The organism is Pyrodictium occultum (genome assembly GCF_001462395.1).
GTDB lineage: Archaea > Thermoproteota > Thermoprotei_A > Sulfolobales > Pyrodictiaceae > Pyrodictium > Pyrodictium occultum.
In genome coordinates this window covers 672,012-687,696 of record NZ_LNTB01000001.1, presented here as the reverse complement: position 1 = coordinate 687,696, position 15,685 = coordinate 672,012, and the positions used below count along the sequence as shown (strand labels likewise).

At 59.9% G+C, this 15,685-nt stretch carries 14 protein-coding genes; 4 read left to right on the top strand and 10 right to left on the bottom strand.

Annotated features, from left to right (window positions below; genetic code table 11):
• Positions 1 to 73: 73 nt before the first annotated feature.
• Complete coding sequence (locus CF15_RS03755; protein WP_058370600.1) at positions 74 to 235, top strand: 30S ribosomal protein S30e; 162 nt, start codon at positions 74 to 76, stop codon at positions 233 to 235.
• 168 nt (positions 236 to 403) lie between these two features.
• On the opposite strand, the gene CF15_RS03750 is transcribed toward CF15_RS03755, so the two are convergent.
• Both CF15_RS03750 and albA read right to left on the bottom strand, forming a co-directional pair.
• Entirely contained in the window at positions 404 to 637 is a 234-nt protein-coding gene (locus CF15_RS03750; protein WP_058370599.1) for a hypothetical protein, read from the bottom strand.
• Positions 638 to 676: 39 nt separating this feature from the next.
• Positions 677 to 976 (bottom strand): DNA-binding protein Alba, encoded by a 300-nt coding sequence (gene albA, locus CF15_RS03745; protein WP_058370598.1) that lies wholly within the window; start codon positions 974 to 976, stop codon positions 677 to 679.
• A gap of 189 nt (positions 977 to 1,165) precedes the next feature.
• Here albA and rgy point away from each other — a divergent pair, with 189 nt between their 5' ends.
• Positions 1,166 to 4,846 (top strand): reverse gyrase, encoded by a 3,681-nt coding sequence (gene rgy, locus CF15_RS03740; RefSeq protein WP_083494477.1) that lies wholly within the window; start codon positions 1,166 to 1,168, stop codon positions 4,844 to 4,846.
• Here the strand turns inward: rgy and CF15_RS03735 are convergent.
• Positions 4,843 to 5,676 (bottom strand): NAD+ synthase, encoded by an 834-nt coding sequence (locus CF15_RS03735; protein ID WP_058370596.1) that lies wholly within the window; start codon positions 5,674 to 5,676, stop codon positions 4,843 to 4,845. The two genes, rgy and CF15_RS03735, sit on opposite strands and share 4 nt — an antisense overlap.
• Positions 5,677 to 5,747: 71 nt before the next feature.
• Here CF15_RS03735 and CF15_RS03730 point away from each other — a divergent pair, with 71 nt between their 5' ends.
• Both CF15_RS03730 and CF15_RS03725 read left to right on the top strand, forming a co-directional pair.
• A complete protein-coding gene (locus CF15_RS03730) occupies positions 5,748 to 7,370 on the top strand; it encodes a bifunctional ADP-dependent NAD(P)H-hydrate dehydratase/NAD(P)H-hydrate epimerase (RefSeq protein ID WP_058370595.1) in 1,623 nt (540 codons plus the stop codon).
• 289 nt (positions 7,371 to 7,659) lie between these two features.
• A complete protein-coding gene (locus CF15_RS03725; protein ID WP_070807817.1) occupies positions 7,660 to 8,259 on the top strand; it encodes a TATA-box-binding protein in 600 nt (199 codons plus the stop codon).
• A gap of 21 nt (positions 8,260 to 8,280) precedes the next feature.
• Here the strand turns inward: CF15_RS03725 and CF15_RS03720 are convergent, their stop codons facing one another.
• From CF15_RS03720 to CF15_RS03690, 7 genes are all read right to left on the bottom strand, one after another.
• On the bottom strand, positions 8,281 to 8,529 hold the full coding sequence (locus tag CF15_RS03720; RefSeq protein ID WP_168371252.1) for an STN domain-containing protein: 249 nt from the start codon (positions 8,527 to 8,529) through the stop codon (positions 8,281 to 8,283).
• Positions 8,492 to 9,145, bottom strand: coding sequence for a hypothetical protein (locus CF15_RS03715; protein WP_058370593.1), 654 nt, complete (start codon positions 9,143 to 9,145; stop codon positions 8,492 to 8,494). The genes CF15_RS03720 and CF15_RS03715 overlap by 38 nt, the downstream gene beginning before the upstream one ends.
• 112 nt (positions 9,146 to 9,257) lie before the next feature.
• Entirely contained in the window at positions 9,258 to 9,902 is a 645-nt protein-coding gene (locus tag CF15_RS03710) for a hypothetical protein (RefSeq protein WP_058370592.1), read from the bottom strand.
• A gap of 76 nt (positions 9,903 to 9,978) precedes the next feature.
• A complete protein-coding gene (locus tag CF15_RS03705) occupies positions 9,979 to 10,371 on the bottom strand; it encodes a universal stress protein (RefSeq protein ID WP_236698114.1) in 393 nt (130 codons plus the stop codon).
• 103 nt (positions 10,372 to 10,474) lie between these two features.
• The gene (locus CF15_RS03700; protein ID WP_083494476.1) at positions 10,475 to 11,509 is read right to left on the bottom strand and encodes a type II glyceraldehyde-3-phosphate dehydrogenase; all 1,035 of its coding nucleotides are present in this window, start codon (positions 11,507 to 11,509) and stop codon (positions 10,475 to 10,477) included.
• A gap of 45 nt (positions 11,510 to 11,554) precedes the next feature.
• A complete protein-coding gene (locus CF15_RS03695; protein ID WP_058370590.1) occupies positions 11,555 to 12,841 on the bottom strand; it encodes a phosphoglycerate kinase in 1,287 nt (428 codons plus the stop codon).
• A gap of 152 nt (positions 12,842 to 12,993) precedes the next feature.
• Complete coding sequence (locus CF15_RS03690; protein ID WP_058370589.1) at positions 12,994 to 15,663, bottom strand: ATP-dependent helicase; 2,670 nt, start codon at positions 15,661 to 15,663, stop codon at positions 12,994 to 12,996.
• Positions 15,664 to 15,685 lie beyond the last annotated feature (22 nt).

The window sequence follows — 15,685 nt, the reverse complement described above, 5'->3', positions numbered from 1 at the left end:
GTGAACTAGCACCCCCAAGGGATAAAGCCTATATAAGGTCTAGAGGCGGCCCCAGCCCCCTGGGGAGCAGCACATGCCCAGCCACGGCTCGCTTACAAAGGCAGGTAAGGTTAGGAAGCAGACCCCACGCATACCCGCCAAGCCCAAGAAGAACCCCGCCCCCCGCGTCCGCAACAGGAAGGAGTACCGGCGCCTCCTAATCAGGCTCCAGCAGGGCCAGGCCGGCCGCCGCTAAGGCTTCGGCTCAGAACGCCGTTACCATCCTCTGGCAGCTCTGCAAGGGGCCCTACGGCTGCCACATGCGCGGGTTTTTACAAGCCCTCTCGTCAACAATTCCCGCCTCCCGAGGAGAGAGGGGTGGACACATCCTAGCCAAAGGAATTACGGCGTAAGGAGTATGGGGCTACTCCCCCTCTTCTAGAGACGCGGTAAGGAGCTCCAGCCCGAGCCCCTTCCGAAGCCTCTGATACGCGTTGAAGAGCCTCATGAAGTCCAGGTAGAGGCCGGGAAGACCGTCGCAGACCAGCCTAAGCAGAATACGCGGGTCCATATCGATATAGGAGAGGAGTGCTGCGAGCCTCCTGCAGGCTTCTTCACTCTCGCGGCACTGGCTACAGGGCGGGGCAGAGGTCTTCACCGTAAAAATACCTCATGTGTCCCCGGGAATGTTCGTACGTTACTCCTCCTTCCTCTCTAAGACGATCTCTATGGTGCTGACCCTGCTCTGGCGGCCGTCGGGGTTCTGGATCACCTGGCTGTCGATCTTTATGTCCTTTACGTCGACCTTGCCGGGCAGGAACCTCTTCCTCACTATCTCGACGGTATCGACAGCCTTGCTTATGGCGCGGCCCCTAGCCTTTATCACTACCTCCTTGACACCCTGGTTCAGCAGGGTTAGGGTCGCCAGAACGTAGTTCATGACAGGCTTCTTACCCACGAGAACGACGTTGCTCGGAGCTGCACTCGCCTGCGCCATCGCATGTCCCCTCGCGCATTGGTCATGTGCTGCAGACCGGCCGGGTCCTCTATTTAGGCTTTACTCCCCTCGGGCATGGGCTTCGGGGTGTTACTGGGCCAGCTACTCTAAGTCAATCACAGCAGCCCCATGCTAAGCCTAGCCATCGGGTAGTTCCTCCAGCGCACTTGGATAGGTAGGCGACCCGGCATGGAGTGGACGCTGCTGAGGCCGTTGTATCACGGAGCCTGCCCCAACTGCGGCGGGCCTATAACAGCTGACAGGCTCTCCCAGCGCCTCCCATGCGCCCGCTGTATGCCCGCGGCCCCGGAGAGCCTCCCCCACGACTACTATGGCCTCGTGGAGCGTATCGGCAGAGAGCTGGCTAGTAGGGGTGTCCTCCAGGGCTACCTGTACCTCTACAGCACTGTCACGATGCTCCGGGACTTCGAGGAGTTCTTCCACCGGCTCACGGGTGGAAGGCTCTGGAGCGCCCAGAGGACCTGGGCTAAGAGGCTACTCCAGAACGAGAGTATGGCAATAGTGGCTCCCACCGGTGTAGGCAAGACAACGCTCCTAAGCGTCTATGCCCTCTACCGGGCCAGGTCCGGCGCCCGGGCCTACTACCTGCTCCCCACGGAGAACCTCGCGAGGCAGGTCGAGGAGAAGCTCCGCGTGCTTGCAGAGAGGGGCGGTGTCGCTGCAAGGATTGTCTCCTACTATTCCAGCCTGAGCAGGAGCAGGCGGGAGGAGAGCCTACACCTCATAGAGAGGGGTGACTACGACATACTAGTCACCACTACTGGGTTCCTCTCTCGCCGCTGGGAGCTGCTCCAGGGGACCCGCTTCGACCTGGTGCTGGTCGACGATGTGGATGCTGTACTGAGGAACTCGAAGAACATAGACAAGATATTGATGCTGCTGGGCTTTGACGAGGAGACCCTGGCCACGGCGTACAGCCTGGTTAAGAAGAAGATACTGGCATCCCTAGCCAAGCTCTCCGGCAATATTAGGCGCTACGAGCAGCTCCTACGCGAGATGGAGGAGCTGCAGGCAAGGCTCTCAGCCAAGCTTGTCACGTCCACGCCGGGCCAGCTGGTGATAGCATCAGCCACGGGGAGAGCCCAGGGGCTGAAGCCGAGGTTATTCCGCGAGCTGCTTGGCTTCGACATAGGGAGGGTCTACGACTATACTAGGAGCATAGCCAACTTCTACCATGTGAGCAGCGACCCGGCTGGGGACGCTGTGGAGGCCGTAAGGAGGCTAGGCCCCGGAGGCCTCGTCTTCGTAGCCAAGAGGTTCGGCAAGGACCTCGCCAGAAGGCTTGTTAAAGCGCTAAACGAGGCTGGCGTGAGGGCAGGCCTCGCCCTGGCAGGCCGCAGGGTTCTGGACCGCTTCGCCTCCGGAGAGTACGACGTCCTGGTCGGCATATCCTCCTACTACGGCGTCATAGTACGCGGCATAGACATGCCCAGACGCGTGCTCTATACAGTGTTTGTCGGAGTGCCCAGCCAGGCGGTAAGCGCCGAGAAAGCGCTACAGTCGCCATTCCGCATAGTGAGGGCAGGGGTGGAGCTAGGCATAGAGGGTAGCGAGGAAACCGCCCGCCTCCTCTCGAGGACAAGCCCCGGGGAGCAGACTGCTCTACGCATAGCCCTCGCCTCCGGCGAGAAGCTTGATGGGAGACTGGGCGAGCTGCTGGAAGGCCTCCAGGCTCTTAGAAGGAGGGTGCTGGCTAGGCTCCAGGAGACACTAGAGCCCGGCTCCTCAACCGTTGTCGGGGGCGTGCTCTACCGCCACACCGGCAGCGATATCGTGGCGATAACTCCGGACGCGGCCACCTACCTACAGGCTAGCGGCCGTGCTAGCCGCATGCTGGGCTCGATAATGACCCATGGAGTAAGCATAGTCTTCGAGGAAGAGGAGGAGCTGGTGAAGCTGCTGTCCCAGAGGCTGCGCAGGTACCTGGAGAGCGTTGACTTCGAGAAGCTTGACTGGCGTAAGGTGGAGGAGGAGATGGAGAAGGCCCGTGCCAGCAGGAGCAGCGGCACGGGCCGGAGGGTGGACATAGAGACCTGCCTCATAGTGGTCGAGTCCCCTACCAAGGCCAGGACAATTGCCAGCTTCTTCGGCAGGCCCGTCCGGAGGCGCGTAGGCTCGCTGACAGTCTATGAGACGACCTTCTATAACCACGTGTCCGGGAAGATACACGTTGCGTCGATAACAGCCTCCGCCGGCCACCTCTACGACCTATCGGTTGACGGCGAAGGAGTGCACGGTGTAGAGATTAGTGGAGGTGGGGTGAGCCCTGTATATAAGCCTATCAAGCGCTGCCTAAACTGTGGCCACCAGTTCTCTTCCAGCAGCAGCGTCTGCCCCCGCTGCGGCTCAAGCAACGTGGTTAGCAAGCAGGATGTGGTTGATGCGCTCCGGCAGCTGGCTAGCGAGGTGGAGACTGTGTACATAGCCACCGACCCCGACATAGAGGGGGAGAAGATTGCCTACGACCTAGAGCTGCTCCTGAAGCCTTATGCACGCAGTATAAAGAGGATAGAACTCCACGAGATTACTAGGAACGAGCTGCTAAAGGCTCTCGCATCGCCGCGCAGCGTGGATAAGAGGCTAGCCTCGGCACAGATCGTTCGAAGGATAGAAGACCGCTGGATAGGCTTCGGGCTCAGCCAGCACCTCTGGAGCGTGTTCAACAAGCACTGGCTCGGCGCCGGCAGGGTCCAGACGCCCGTACTGGGCTGGATTATAGACCGCTACCGGGAGTGGAGAGCAAACATAGGCTACAACGTCTACGCCAGGCTGGAGGACGGGCCCCTACTGAGGCTCCACTTTGAGGAGCCCAGCCAGGCTCGGAGGGTGGCCGAGGAGATCACGGAGAAGGGGCTTCTAGTACTGGACGTGGCGGAGGAGCTTGTGGATCTGAACCCGCCCCCACCCTACACCACCGAGTCCCTCATATACGACGCGTCTAGGTTGATGGGCTACTCCTCTCAGAAGACTATGAGGATAGCCCAGGAGCTCTTCGAGGCTGGGCTGATAACCTATCACCGCACGGACTCGACCCACGTGTCAGCGCTCGGCCAGAGCATTGCCAGGGAGTACCTCTCCTCCAAGGGGGGCATCGAGGACTTCCAGCCCCGCAGTTGGGGGCCTCAGGGCCACCACGAGGCGATAAGGCCCACCAGGCCCCTGGACGCTGAGACCCTCCGTAGAATGGTAGCCCTCGGCGAGCTGAGGCTACCCATCACCGTGAGGGAGAGCCACTACCGGCTCTACAGCCTCATCTTCCGCCGCTTCATAGCAAGCCAGCTGCGGCCGGCGAGGCTAAGACGCCTCCGCATACTCCTTGGCCTTGAGGGCTACGGGCCCCTGGCAGAGGTGGAGGCCTACGTCGCAGCGCCGGTGGAGGGCTTCCACCGCTACTACCCACAGCCCCCGCTCTACCCCTCACTGGCGGGCCTACGGAAGGGGGACCGCGTCAAGGCCTCCCGGGTCGTGGTGCGCCGCGGCTCTACAGTATACCTCTACAGTCACGGTGACGTGGTAGCCCTTATGAAGCGCCGCGGCCTCGGCAGGCCCAGCACCTACGCCAAGATACTCGAGGCCCTAACCCGCCACGGCTACGTGCTGGAGAGCAAGTACAGGAAGAGACTTGTACCGACCAAGCTGGGGATAGAAGTCTACGAGTACCTGGAGGCCAACTACGGCGACCTGGTCTCCGAGGAGAGGACGCGCCGCCTCAACGAGGAGATAGAAGCCATAGCGTCCGGCGGGCTGAACCCCCTAACCGTGTTGAGCGAGATCTACAACGAGCTAGAGCAGCTGCTCCGCCATCCAGCAACGGTGCAGGCAGCCGGGAAGGTGGAGGGCCACGCCTAGCGCCTACGGAACCTCCACACAGTATCCCCCGGATCCGGGGCCGGCGGGAGCCTACGCTTGTGCTCGCTCGCCCGGTGCATATCCAGCACTTTCTCCAGCTTTTCCCTGGGCAGCCCAGTGGCCTCAGCAGCCTCCTCGACCCCGAGCCCCAGGTCGAAGAGAGCGTAGAGCGCCAGGTCAATCTCCTCGTACTTCATCCCCAGCTCCTCCTCGGCCAGGTGGCCCGGCCAGAGCCTAGGGCTGCTGGGCTTCAGGGCTATCGACTCCGGCACCCCCAGGTGGAGGGCCAGCCTCCTCACCTGCGTCTTGTAGAGGGAGCCTATTGGCAGGAAGTCCACGGCACCGTCCCCGTACTTTGTGAAGTAGCCTATCAGTATCTCGCTGCGGTCCCCCGTGCCTGCCACCAGCAGGCCCTGCATATTGGCGTAGAGGTAGAGTATGGCCATCCGGGCCCGGGCCCTCAAGTTGCCCAGGCTTCTCCGGTCCGGCTTCTCCCCAGTAGCCTCCAGGAAGCTCCGCACCACCGGCCTTATGTCGATAACCTTGTAGCGGACTCCGAGGGATTCAACCAGCTCACGGGCGTCCTCTACATCGCCTCGTGGTGTCACCTCACTGTCCGGCAGTAGCAGGGCGAGTACCCTCTCGGGCCCCAGGGCTCTGGCCGCGAGCGCAAGTGTGGTTGCTGAGTCTACTCCCCCGCTTACACCCACTACAACACCCCTAGCTCCAGCCTCCCTTACCACGCCTCGAATGAAGTTGGTGAGGGCCCTGGCAATGCCCTCGTAGTCTAGGCTTGTAAGCTCCCCCAGGCCTATCTTTCTCCCCGCCACGGGGCGCCCTCTTCAACCCAGAGGGACTCTTAGAAATAGAGGTTGCCTGGACCTAGGCGGGGGCTTAGGCCTTGGAGGATGCTGAGAAGCCTCAGCTCGGCCTCGGTGACACCATATCATCCCTTGATGTGGCTGTTATAGATGCTAACTCGGAGGCGCTGGGGGTGAGCAGGCTCCAGCTGATGGAGAACGCTGGGAGAAGCGTTGCCGAAGAGCTGGCCAGGCGGGTACCCAACGGCTCCAGGGTGGCTGTGCTCGTGGGCCCTGGGGGCAACGGCGGCGATGGCCTCGCGGCAGCCAGGCACCTGGCTTACATGGGGTACCGGGTGGATGTGATACTCCTGGCCAAGCCCGAGGATATACGCAGTCCGGAGGCGAGATCAATGTACGAGGCACTGGAGGTCATGGACATCACTGTGGATATAACCATAGCCCGGGACCCCCGTAGGATAAGCCTCGAGGGCTATGACGCGGTTGTCGACGCTCTCCTCGGCACCGGCCTCCGCGGCCCGCCCAGGAGCCCTTACGCGGAGGCCATAGAGGCAGTAAACAGAGCTAATGCTCTGAAGCTCTCGGTTGACGTGCCCTCGGGGCTTGACTCGGACACCGGTGAGGCGCCAGGCCCAGTGGTCCGGGCTGATGTGACGGTGACGCTGCACAAGCCGAAGCCGGGGCTCTTTCGCCGTCCCGACCTGGTTGGAGAGCTTGTTGTGGCATCCATAGGCGCGCCGCCGGAGGCCGAGATATATGTAGGTCCTGGCGACGTAGCGTACCGTGTGCCGAGGAGGAGCTGGCGCACCCACAAGGGCCAGGCCGGCCGGGTCCTCATAATAGGCGGCTCCCAGGGCTTCGTGGGAGCCCCCGTGATCTCCGCGCTGGCCGCCCAGCGGGCCGGCCTCGACCTCGTCTACCTCGCGGCTCCTACAAGAGTGGTGGAAGCCGCGGCGAGGTACCCCACGATTATACCCGTGGAGCTCGAAGGCCCCTATCTGAGCCCAGAGCACGTCGACCGACTGCTCGCGGTCGCCCAGCGGGCCGATGCAGTGGCAATAGGCATGGGGCTCGGGCTCGAGGAAGCCACCCAGGAGGCGGTTAGAGAGCTCCTAGCACGACTACCACCCGGCAAGCCTGTAGTCGTGGATGCGGACGCCCTCAAGGCCCTCTCCACGAGCCGCGAGCTTATACGAGGCAACATGGTTCTCACGCCCCACGAGGCCGAGTTCGCCCGCCTCTTTGGTGCAAAGCCCGCACCCGTGGAGAAGATAGAGGCCCGGGTAGCCGACGCGGCGCAGCAGGCAAGACTCCACGGCAATGCCACAATACTCCTCAAGGGCCCCGTCGACGTTATCACCGATGGGAGGCGTGCCAGGCTGAACAAGGCCGGAGCCCCCGCAATGAGCACCGGTGGCACGGGCGACGCCCTAGCCGGCTTAGCCGCAGCCCTCCTAGCCAAGGGTGTCGAGCCATTCCACGCTGCATGCATAGCCGCCTATGTAAATGGAGCCGCGGGTGCTCTGGCCTACCGGGAGTACGGCGAATCCATGACTGCGCTCGACCTCGTGGACCGCATTCACCTGGTGCTGAAGGATCCGCTGGGGCTGGCAGGCAGCTCTATCCTGTACCGTCGTCTCCCCCTCGAGAAGACGAGGTATCAGCCCCCCACCCGGGGGCGGCCCCGGGATAGGGGATTGTAGGCCGCAGCGGCCACAGGGGCAAGGGCTCCGGCCAGCCTACGGCCCTCTCGGGGCCGCCCGGGGTGGGAGAGGGCACTCGCTAGCCCCCTTATCTTGGTTCCCTCCTGGAGACCGTGTCGTAGGATAGGATGCTGCGAGACGGGGGTCGGCGTGAGACTAGGCCAGTCACCCTCCACGCCTGCCTGGAGTCCTAGACTGCCCGCCTCTCCATCCCCCGGGAGGACGTCGGAAGCCTAGCCAGCAGGTTTTAAATAGGATTTTTATACAGGGCTTAAAAGGGTGCCCTGGTGTGGAGTCTTCTGTCACACCGCAGAGGCGTAGCGCTGCAGAGCAGGAGCCCAAGCCTACTGCCAACATAGAGAACATAGTGGCTACAGTATCCCTCGACCAGACTCTAGACCTGAACCTCATAGAGAGGAGCATACTGACGGTAGAGTACAATCCGGAGCAGTTTCCCGGGCTGGTCTACCGCCTCGACTCGCCCAAGGTAACAGCACTGATATTCAAGTCAGGCAAGATGGTCGTGACTGGGGCCAAGAGCACGCGCGACCTCATAGAAGCCGTCAAGAAGATCGTACGTAACCTGAAGAAGCACGGCATCCAGATCTACGGGCGCCCCAAGGTTCAGATACAGAATATAGTGGCCTCGGCCAACCTAAACGTGTGCGTAGACCTTGAGAGGGCTGCCCTGACTCTGGAGAACAGCATGTATGAGCCGGAGCAGTTCCCAGGCCTAATACACAGGATGGATGAGCCCCGCGTTGTCCTGCTAATATTCAGCTCGGGGAAGATGGTGATAACCGGGGCGAAGCGCGAGGAGGAGGTCTACGAGGCTGTTAACAAGATATACGAGAAGCTGAAGAAGCTGAGGGCCATAAGGCCTTGCTAGAGACGATGCACCGTGACCCGGCTAGCCGGAATCCAGTATCCCCATCTTTAGCGCCTGCAGCGCCACCTCCCGGGCGATGCGCCTCGACCTAGTTCTCAGTATCACCACGTCGCCCGCCTCCTCTACCTCTAGGCCATATCCCTTTAGCAGCTTCTTTAGCTCCTCCCAGCTCGTACTAGTTCTCCTCACAACTATGACGTAGCGGCCACTCGGGTCGGGTCTCCGCAGGATCTCATCGACCACTCTCCTTCTGCGACTCGGCCCGGCCATCCCCACCACCCTGAAAGTAGAGCTGCAGGGACGCAAAGGCCTGGTTCTCTTCATCCATATAGGCCGCTATTATCCTCTCGAGCGAGGCGGCTAGGCGCAGTACCTCCTCGCTGGGAAGGCTTGAGATCGCGTACATAGCGGCAAGGTACCGCGCAGCTGCCGCAAATACTAGGGGCTCGAGTATGGAGATGACAGCCTCCAGAGCATCTACCCCCTGCTCCAGGGTGCTGCGCAGCATTGAGGCTGCATAATCTATTAGCCTTATCTCATGCATGGCATACCTCGTAAGGAGTATTGAGAAGGCGGAGTAGACATCGTCCCCGAGTCTTTCAAGGTGTGCAGACAAGGCTTCCATAGATTTGTCTAGTATTAGCCTGTTCAGAGCGTTAAACTGGCTCATGAGGTATGCGTGGTAAGGCTGCCTGGAGGGCCTGCCGCAGGCCCCATGCTCCCTGGCATAGCTTATGGCAGCCTCGACCGTCTTAGCCAGGGTTAGCTGCGGCGTCCCCGCCTCTAGATCCCGCTTAACCTGGAGAGCGAGCCGCTCGATGAAGCCCTGCACTATGCTGGCGCACTCGTTGCCCGCGCCGCCTTCCTGCATTATGGCCACCAGCATGCTTGCACGTGAAGAGGGTGGGTCAGCAACCTACCCTGCAGTCATCGACACATACACATGGAGCCCTCCTCATCGGAGTGTCTCATCACCCATCTAGCTTCTACCCCCGGCTCTAGCCCTCCGGGGGTCTGCCGCCCAGGATCCAGGAGCGGATACGCTGCGCCATAAGCTTTAGAGCCATCTCCTTGCCGGCTACCTCGCCGGGAGGTATGTACTCAACGTGTACCCCCGGTACGAGCCTTGCCTGGTTTGCTAGCCTCTTATCACCGGTGAAGAAGAGTACGCCGCCCCTATACCTGTTAGCCAGCTGCTCTAGCAACTTAAGTATATCATAATCATCCTTGGCGGGCTGCCTGTACACTCTCTCCCCGGCCTTGAGAGGCCTATTTATCCCCCTGCCAAGCACCTCGTGGAACTCCACGCGGGGATCCTCTATCTCGCGGGCCAGTATGTCTGCGAAGCCCTTGTACATCTGGTCAAAAACCACAGCGTACTCGGGGGCTCTCCCGGAGGGCTTGGGCACCTCTCCTATATGCTTCCCTCGGGGCTCTCCTCCCTCCCGGGCAGCGGTGCGTAGGACGCTCCTCAGCTCGTTAAGTTCGCTCTCAGCTAGCTGAAGGACGCGCGTAACACGGTACACCACGGCTTCGCCGCTGCACCGGGACGCCGCTGTCAATAGCGCCTCTGCAAGCCCCGCGGCTTGATAGAGGCCCTCGCTGCACACTACAATGTATACGGCCTGCTCCTCCTCGCCCATGACGAGCGTCCCAGCAGGCCGGGGCTCTCTGTAGCGTTCTTAACAGCTATTCTTCTCCGGGGGCCCTCGTAGGATGCTAGCGGATAATCATAATCGAGGTCGCCGAGTTAACCACCATGGAGAGGGCCACGCTGCCAATGATTATATCCTCGCTAGCGGTGTTACCCCGGGCGCCCAGTATTATGAGATCATAGCCGCCCTCTATGGCTTCGGAGAGTATCTCGCTAGCTACGCTACTCGCGCTGGGCTTGTACTCCTTGACCTTAACTGAAACCTCTACCCCCCTCTCTCCTGCCAGCTTCTTAGCAGCATTAATGATGGGAGTGGCGTCCTCGCTAGGGTGCTTCACGTGTATCACTGTTATCCGCGATCCATAGCGTTGGGCGAAGTCAAGAGCCACCTTGAGAGCCCTCATGCTGGACTCGGAGCCGTCTACAGGTACCAGGATCTTCCTGAATAGAAAGCTCACGGTGTATGTAGGTTCCAAGGTCGAGTCCCTCAGGCTGCTTCATTAGAGGTCCATTGAGGTGTATGGGTCGAATTGCTCTCGAATAAATTATCTGCTGGGGTCCTTAAGGTATGCGGCCATGAGTTATGCCCAACGTCTTATCAGTTATCGACATGGTTTCCTCGGCTGACTTAGCAGTCTCCATCACCGCCCTTATCGCGTCAATGTTCTCCGGGACCACTATTGATTCCTGGTGCACTGCCTGCATCCATATAACCTCCTTGTCGTTAAGCACTGCCACGCTGTCAAGCCATATTACTAGCTCCGGTATGTCGTAGCGCTTCCTTCCGAGATCCCTGGCGTACTCTACCAGGTCTGCAGTGCTGGCCAGCCCCGTGTCAGCGTCGGCGAGCAGTATCCTAGGCGTCTGCTCGAACGCCGAGACCACGTCCTCCCGGGACACTTGCTGCTCCAGCTCTGCAACCACCACGTGGACGTGCATCAGCGTTGTCGGCACCACCACTGCGGCTGTAGCTATGTCGAGCCACGGCAGCACAGTCTTAACGTCAAGCGCGTGGTGGCTGGGCAGCCTAGCGGGGTTCGGCACTATAGCGTTGACGGGGCCCCGTTTCACCTCCTTGGGGTCCGCTGCGCGGCGTACTATAGTGGCGCGTATCCGCCTTATCCTGGCTATCCGGGAGAGACTACATATACTGCGCAGGAGCCCGGTGGTGTTGCAGGAGACCACCCTGACGCTCCTTCTGCCCAAGGCCTCCTCGTAGTTGCACAGCGTGTTGAACGATACCTCGGCTACGTCAGCCTTCTCGCCGCCCTGGAAAATAGCCTTGACACCGTACTTCTCGTAGAGGGGCTTATACTTGGCTCCCATGCCTCCAGGCGTGGCATCAACCACGACGTCTACCTTGCCGAGGAGATCCTCTAGGGACCCTTCCACGGGCACCCTCTTCTCCTGGAAGGCCTCCAGGCGGTCGCTGGGAGCGTAGAGCGGTATGCCTCTCGAAACCGCGTACCTGGCAACATAGTCCGGCTTAGTCTTCACGACACCGACCAGCTCCATGTCCGGCTGCTTCATAACAGCCTCGGCGACACGCTTCCCTATGGTGCCGAATCCGTTCACAGCCACCTTTACCCGGGCCAAGCCGGCCACCTCCACCTCTCTCTAGGGTGCCCGTCTCAAAGAGGTTTAGGGGAGAGCGGCCTGCTTCAGGAATTTGTCGAAGAACTTCTGGGCTGACTTAGCCAGGGCTACCAGGCCTGGCAGATCCTCCCCGGCCAGGAACAGGAGAAGCGCGCCGCCACCCGTGCTTATGTGCAGGTTGGGGCGCTCGCTGAGCCCCAGCTTAGCCGCAATGCTGTTGAGGTGGCCGCCGCCAACTATCACATAGGCGCTGCTCTCTACTGCAGCCCGCAGTAGCTCCTTGCTCCCATCCTGGAACCGGGGATCCTCTATCACGCCGGCGGGGCCTCTCAGGACTATTAGCCTGGCCTCTTTCATGATCTCCACGTACATCTTAATCGTCTGGGGCCCTATGTCTTTTATAACGCCTTTGATGCTGCTGCCTATCGCCTCTACCTCTACATTATCGTTCACAAGTGTCTTGAAGTCCACAGGGGTCTCTATAGGGAGACCCTTTAGCAGCAACCGTCTGGCCCGTGGGAGGAGTGCTAACAGCCCCTTCGACTCCAGCACCTTCATATTAGCTTCGCCGATATCCACGCCCTTGGCGACGAGGAAGAGCTCTGCCACAAGACCCGTGGCGAGAATCCTATCCACAGCCCTATTGCTGTGTAGATACTCGAGAATCCTCAGGGTGTCGTGAACCTTCCCCCCGCCTAGCACGAAGACTCGTGGCCTCTCCTCCGGGTTGTAGAGCTTTGACAGAGCTACTAGCTCTCTCTCCATTACACGGCCGGCTGCAGATGGGAGCTTCATGGGGAAGCCTACAATGCTGGGCTGGCTTCTATGGGCGGTGGCGAACGCGTCGTTAATGTAGTAGTTGAAGAGGGGTGCTAGCCTGCTGACAAAGATGCTCTCAGCATGCTTCTCCGGCGTAGCTTCGATAATCTCCTCGGATACGAGACGCGTGTTGTCTAGGAGCAGTATCTCGCCCGTCCTCAGCTTCTTTATCTCCTCGCGGGCGGCGGGGCCTATGACGTCGTCTATAAAATGGATTGTCATCCCCGTATGCTTTTCGAGCAGCTCGGCGTGCTTATTCAGGCTGACGAAGTCGCTCTCCCCGGGCCTCCCTTGGTGCGACATAGCGACGACAGCGGCTCCTCTCTCGACGAGCTCTCGCAGCGTCTCGGCGTGTGCGCGTATCCTGCTGTCGTCGAGTATCTCGCCGGTCTCCGGCTTTATCGGGCTGTTGATGTCTATCCTTATCAGTATCTTGGAGCCCTTAATGCCGAAGTATTTGTCAAGATCGTCGATGGTGGGTATCAAGTACTTATTGCGCAAGCTGCACGGCAATAAGGATCCCGTGTTCTGGGGAGTAGAGTGCCGGGCCTGGAAGTAATAAGGGAAATGCCTCTCTAGCTAAGCCATGGGGGCGTTGAGGAGATACCCCGGGATCGAGCCGAGGGAAACAGCTAGTGACGAGGTGGTCCTTCGCCGAGCCCCTCCTACTCTCCCCCTACGGCTGCAGCCTCCCCGCTCGCCCTGCCCAGCCTCTCAGCCAACAGCTCCATAACCCGGCTGTGCAGCTCCATAAGCATCTTCTTCCGGTCCTCCATCAGCACTATGTCGCTGTAGCCCTTCACCACTATGTGGTGGGCGAATGGGCTTGGCACGCTGGTTGGCCCGAAGAGCGCCACCTTCACATCGCCGTTGTGGATCCAGCGGAGCACGAGCCTGGCGTTCTCTATATCCATATAGTCTTCCAGTATCTCCCGGTAAGCCTCTCGGAGCAGTGGGAAGTCTGGTATACGCTCCACAGCCTCGAGCAGCGCCTGCGCATTGAGCTGCAGTGAGTGCGGGTCGCGGGTGCGTCCACGGTAGCGGCGTAGTAGCATGAAGCCCCTCTCCGCGCAGTGGCGGAACCTCCTCTTCAAGAGCTCAGTGTTCCGGAGCACCCTCCTCAGTATATCGTCTATGTTCTCTGGGGTTACGCTGTACACGAGGCTGTGCACGTCTAGGTCATTTCTTATCCCCGGCACGGTGAGCATGAAGGCGTTGTCGGTCACGGTTACACGTACATTAGTATTGGTCATGTTAGTGAGCTTGTATGCATATGCTCTAGACAATGCGTCGTTAACCCTCCTGCCGAAGAGCGAGTGGAATATTATCGACGTGGACTCCTCGTCATGGTCGTGGAAGATCTCTACTAGTATCAGCTTGTCGCTGGGTACAAGCCCGTCGGTAAACAGGTACTGTTCCAGTATGTAGTTGTATATGTTCTCGGCCGCGTGGGGCTCAAGGTTATACTCCGATGCTATACGCTTCACGGCCTCGCTCTTCGGCACAGCATTCCTAATCATGTCCGCTACCCGGCGGCGGAAAGCTCCTATTAGGAGCGCCGAGTCGAAGGCCAGTGGCAGCATTTCAGAGAACCAGCTGGGCACGGTAGGCTTCTGGCCCTCCGCGGGCTTGACGTAGACCCTCATACCCTCGGAGCGTATGAACTCGTAGGTACGGCCTCCAAGGACAAATATATCTCCAGGCCCAAGTATCTGGACGAAGGCCTCCTCGAGGTCTCCCACGTAGCGGCCTTCAAGCGTGTAGACCTTCACCTTGACATCGTCCGGTATGGTGCCGCTGTTGAGGTAGTAGATCATTCTCGCCCCACGGCGCCTGCCGAAGACCCCTTCCTTCTCGTCAAGCCAGATCTTAGCGTATACCTTGTGCTCTTCTAGGCCGTAGCGGCCCGCCAGGAAGCGGAGCACCGACATGAAGTCCTCGAACGATAGCGTGTGGAAAGTATAGCTCCTCTTGACCAGCCTGTACGCCTCCTCTATGCTCCACTTCCTCTCTATAGCCATGCCGACGAGGTGCTGGGCCAGCACGTCAAGCGGGTTCCTCGGTATATGAACACGATCTATCTTCCTCTCCATGCCCGCCTTGGCCAACACAGTGCATTCAACAAGGTCGTCGCGGTCAACGACTATTATCCTGCCTTTACTCACCTGGCGTATGTGGTGCCCTGCTCTTCCTATCCTCTGGAGCATCCTGGAGACGCTCTTGGGGCTGCTTAGGAGCACCACCAGATCTATATAGCCAATGTCTATGCCGAGTTCAAGGCTTGTCGAGGATACTACTACCCTCAGCTCTCCCCGCTTGAGCTTCTCTTCCACGGAGAGCCTCACGTCCCGGCTGAGGCTGCTGTGGTGGGCCTCGATCTCATCAATATCTGCTATGCCCTCTTCTTTGAGCATCTTCTTGAGCTTGTACACGACCCTCTCAGTTGCGCTCCGCGTATTAGTGAATATGAGCGTGGTGCGGTGCTCCCGTATCAGCTTAGCGAGGAGCCTATAGATGGCCTCGTTCACTACATCTGCAGGAGTATGTATTAGGTCCTTCACCGGGCAGAGTACGCGTATATCAACCGGCTTAGCGAACCTGGCATCCACTATAACGCAGTCCCTAGGCTCTCCAGTATCCCGGTAGCCCACGAGGAACTTGGCAACCTCCTCCAGCGGGGCTATGGTGGCCGAGAGCCCAATGCGCTGCAGCCTACCCCCAGTTGCGTAGTCGAGCCTCTCCACGGAGAGGCTGAGATGGGAGCCCCGCTTGCTTGAGGCAAGCTCATGGATCTCGTCGATAATTATCCAGCGTGTGGTGCTGAGCCTCTCGCGGAACTTTGGGGCGGCGAGGGCGATAGCCAGGCTCTCGGGCGTGGTTATGAGTATATGGGGCGGGTTCTTGGTCATCCGCTGCTTCTCGGAGGGCGGTGTGTCGCTTGTGCGTACAGCCACTCTTATCTCGGGGAGGCTTAGCCCCATTTCCTCGGCAGTCTTCCTTATACCTTCGAGGGGCTGGAGCAGGTTCCTCCTCATATCGTTGTTGAGTGCTCGGAGGGGTGATACGTAGACGACGTATATCTGCTCCTCCAGCCTACCCTCCTCGGCGAGCCGGTAGAGCTCATCTATAATACCGAGGAACACGGCGAGCGTCTTGCCCGTCCCTGTGGGTGATGATACAAGCACGTTATGCCCCTTCTTTATCAGTGGTATAGCGCAGCGCTGGGGTAGGGTGAAGCTGCCATACCTTCTCCGGAACCACTCAGCCACATAGGGCCTTAGCAGCTGGTACACTTCCTCGTCGCTGGGGCAGCTGGTGACGCGGGTTATCGCCATCGTTCGCAGCACCTCCAGGGGC

Coding starts and splice junctions, on each gene's coding strand:
- CF15_RS03710 (WP_058370592.1), bottom strand. CDS start 9,902: ATGGGCGAGGAGGAGCAGGCCGTATACATTGTAGTGTGCAGCGAGGGC.
- CF15_RS03720 (WP_168371252.1), bottom strand. CDS start 8,529: ATGGCCGGGCCGAGTCGCAGAAGGAGAGTGGTCGATGAGATCCTGCGG.
- CF15_RS03715 (WP_058370593.1), bottom strand. CDS start 9,145: ATGCTGGTGGCCATAATGCAGGAAGGCGGCGCGGGCAACGAGTGCGCC.
- CF15_RS03690 (WP_058370589.1), bottom strand. CDS start 15,663: ATGGCGATAACCCGCGTCACCAGCTGCCCCAGCGACGAGGAAGTGTAC.
- CF15_RS03755 (WP_058370600.1), top strand. CDS start 74: ATGCCCAGCCACGGCTCGCTTACAAAGGCAGGTAAGGTTAGGAAGCAG.
- albA (WP_058370598.1), bottom strand. CDS start 976: ATGGCGCAGGCGAGTGCAGCTCCGAGCAACGTCGTTCTCGTGGGTAAG.
- rgy (WP_083494477.1), top strand. CDS start 1,166: ATGGAGTGGACGCTGCTGAGGCCGTTGTATCACGGAGCCTGCCCCAAC.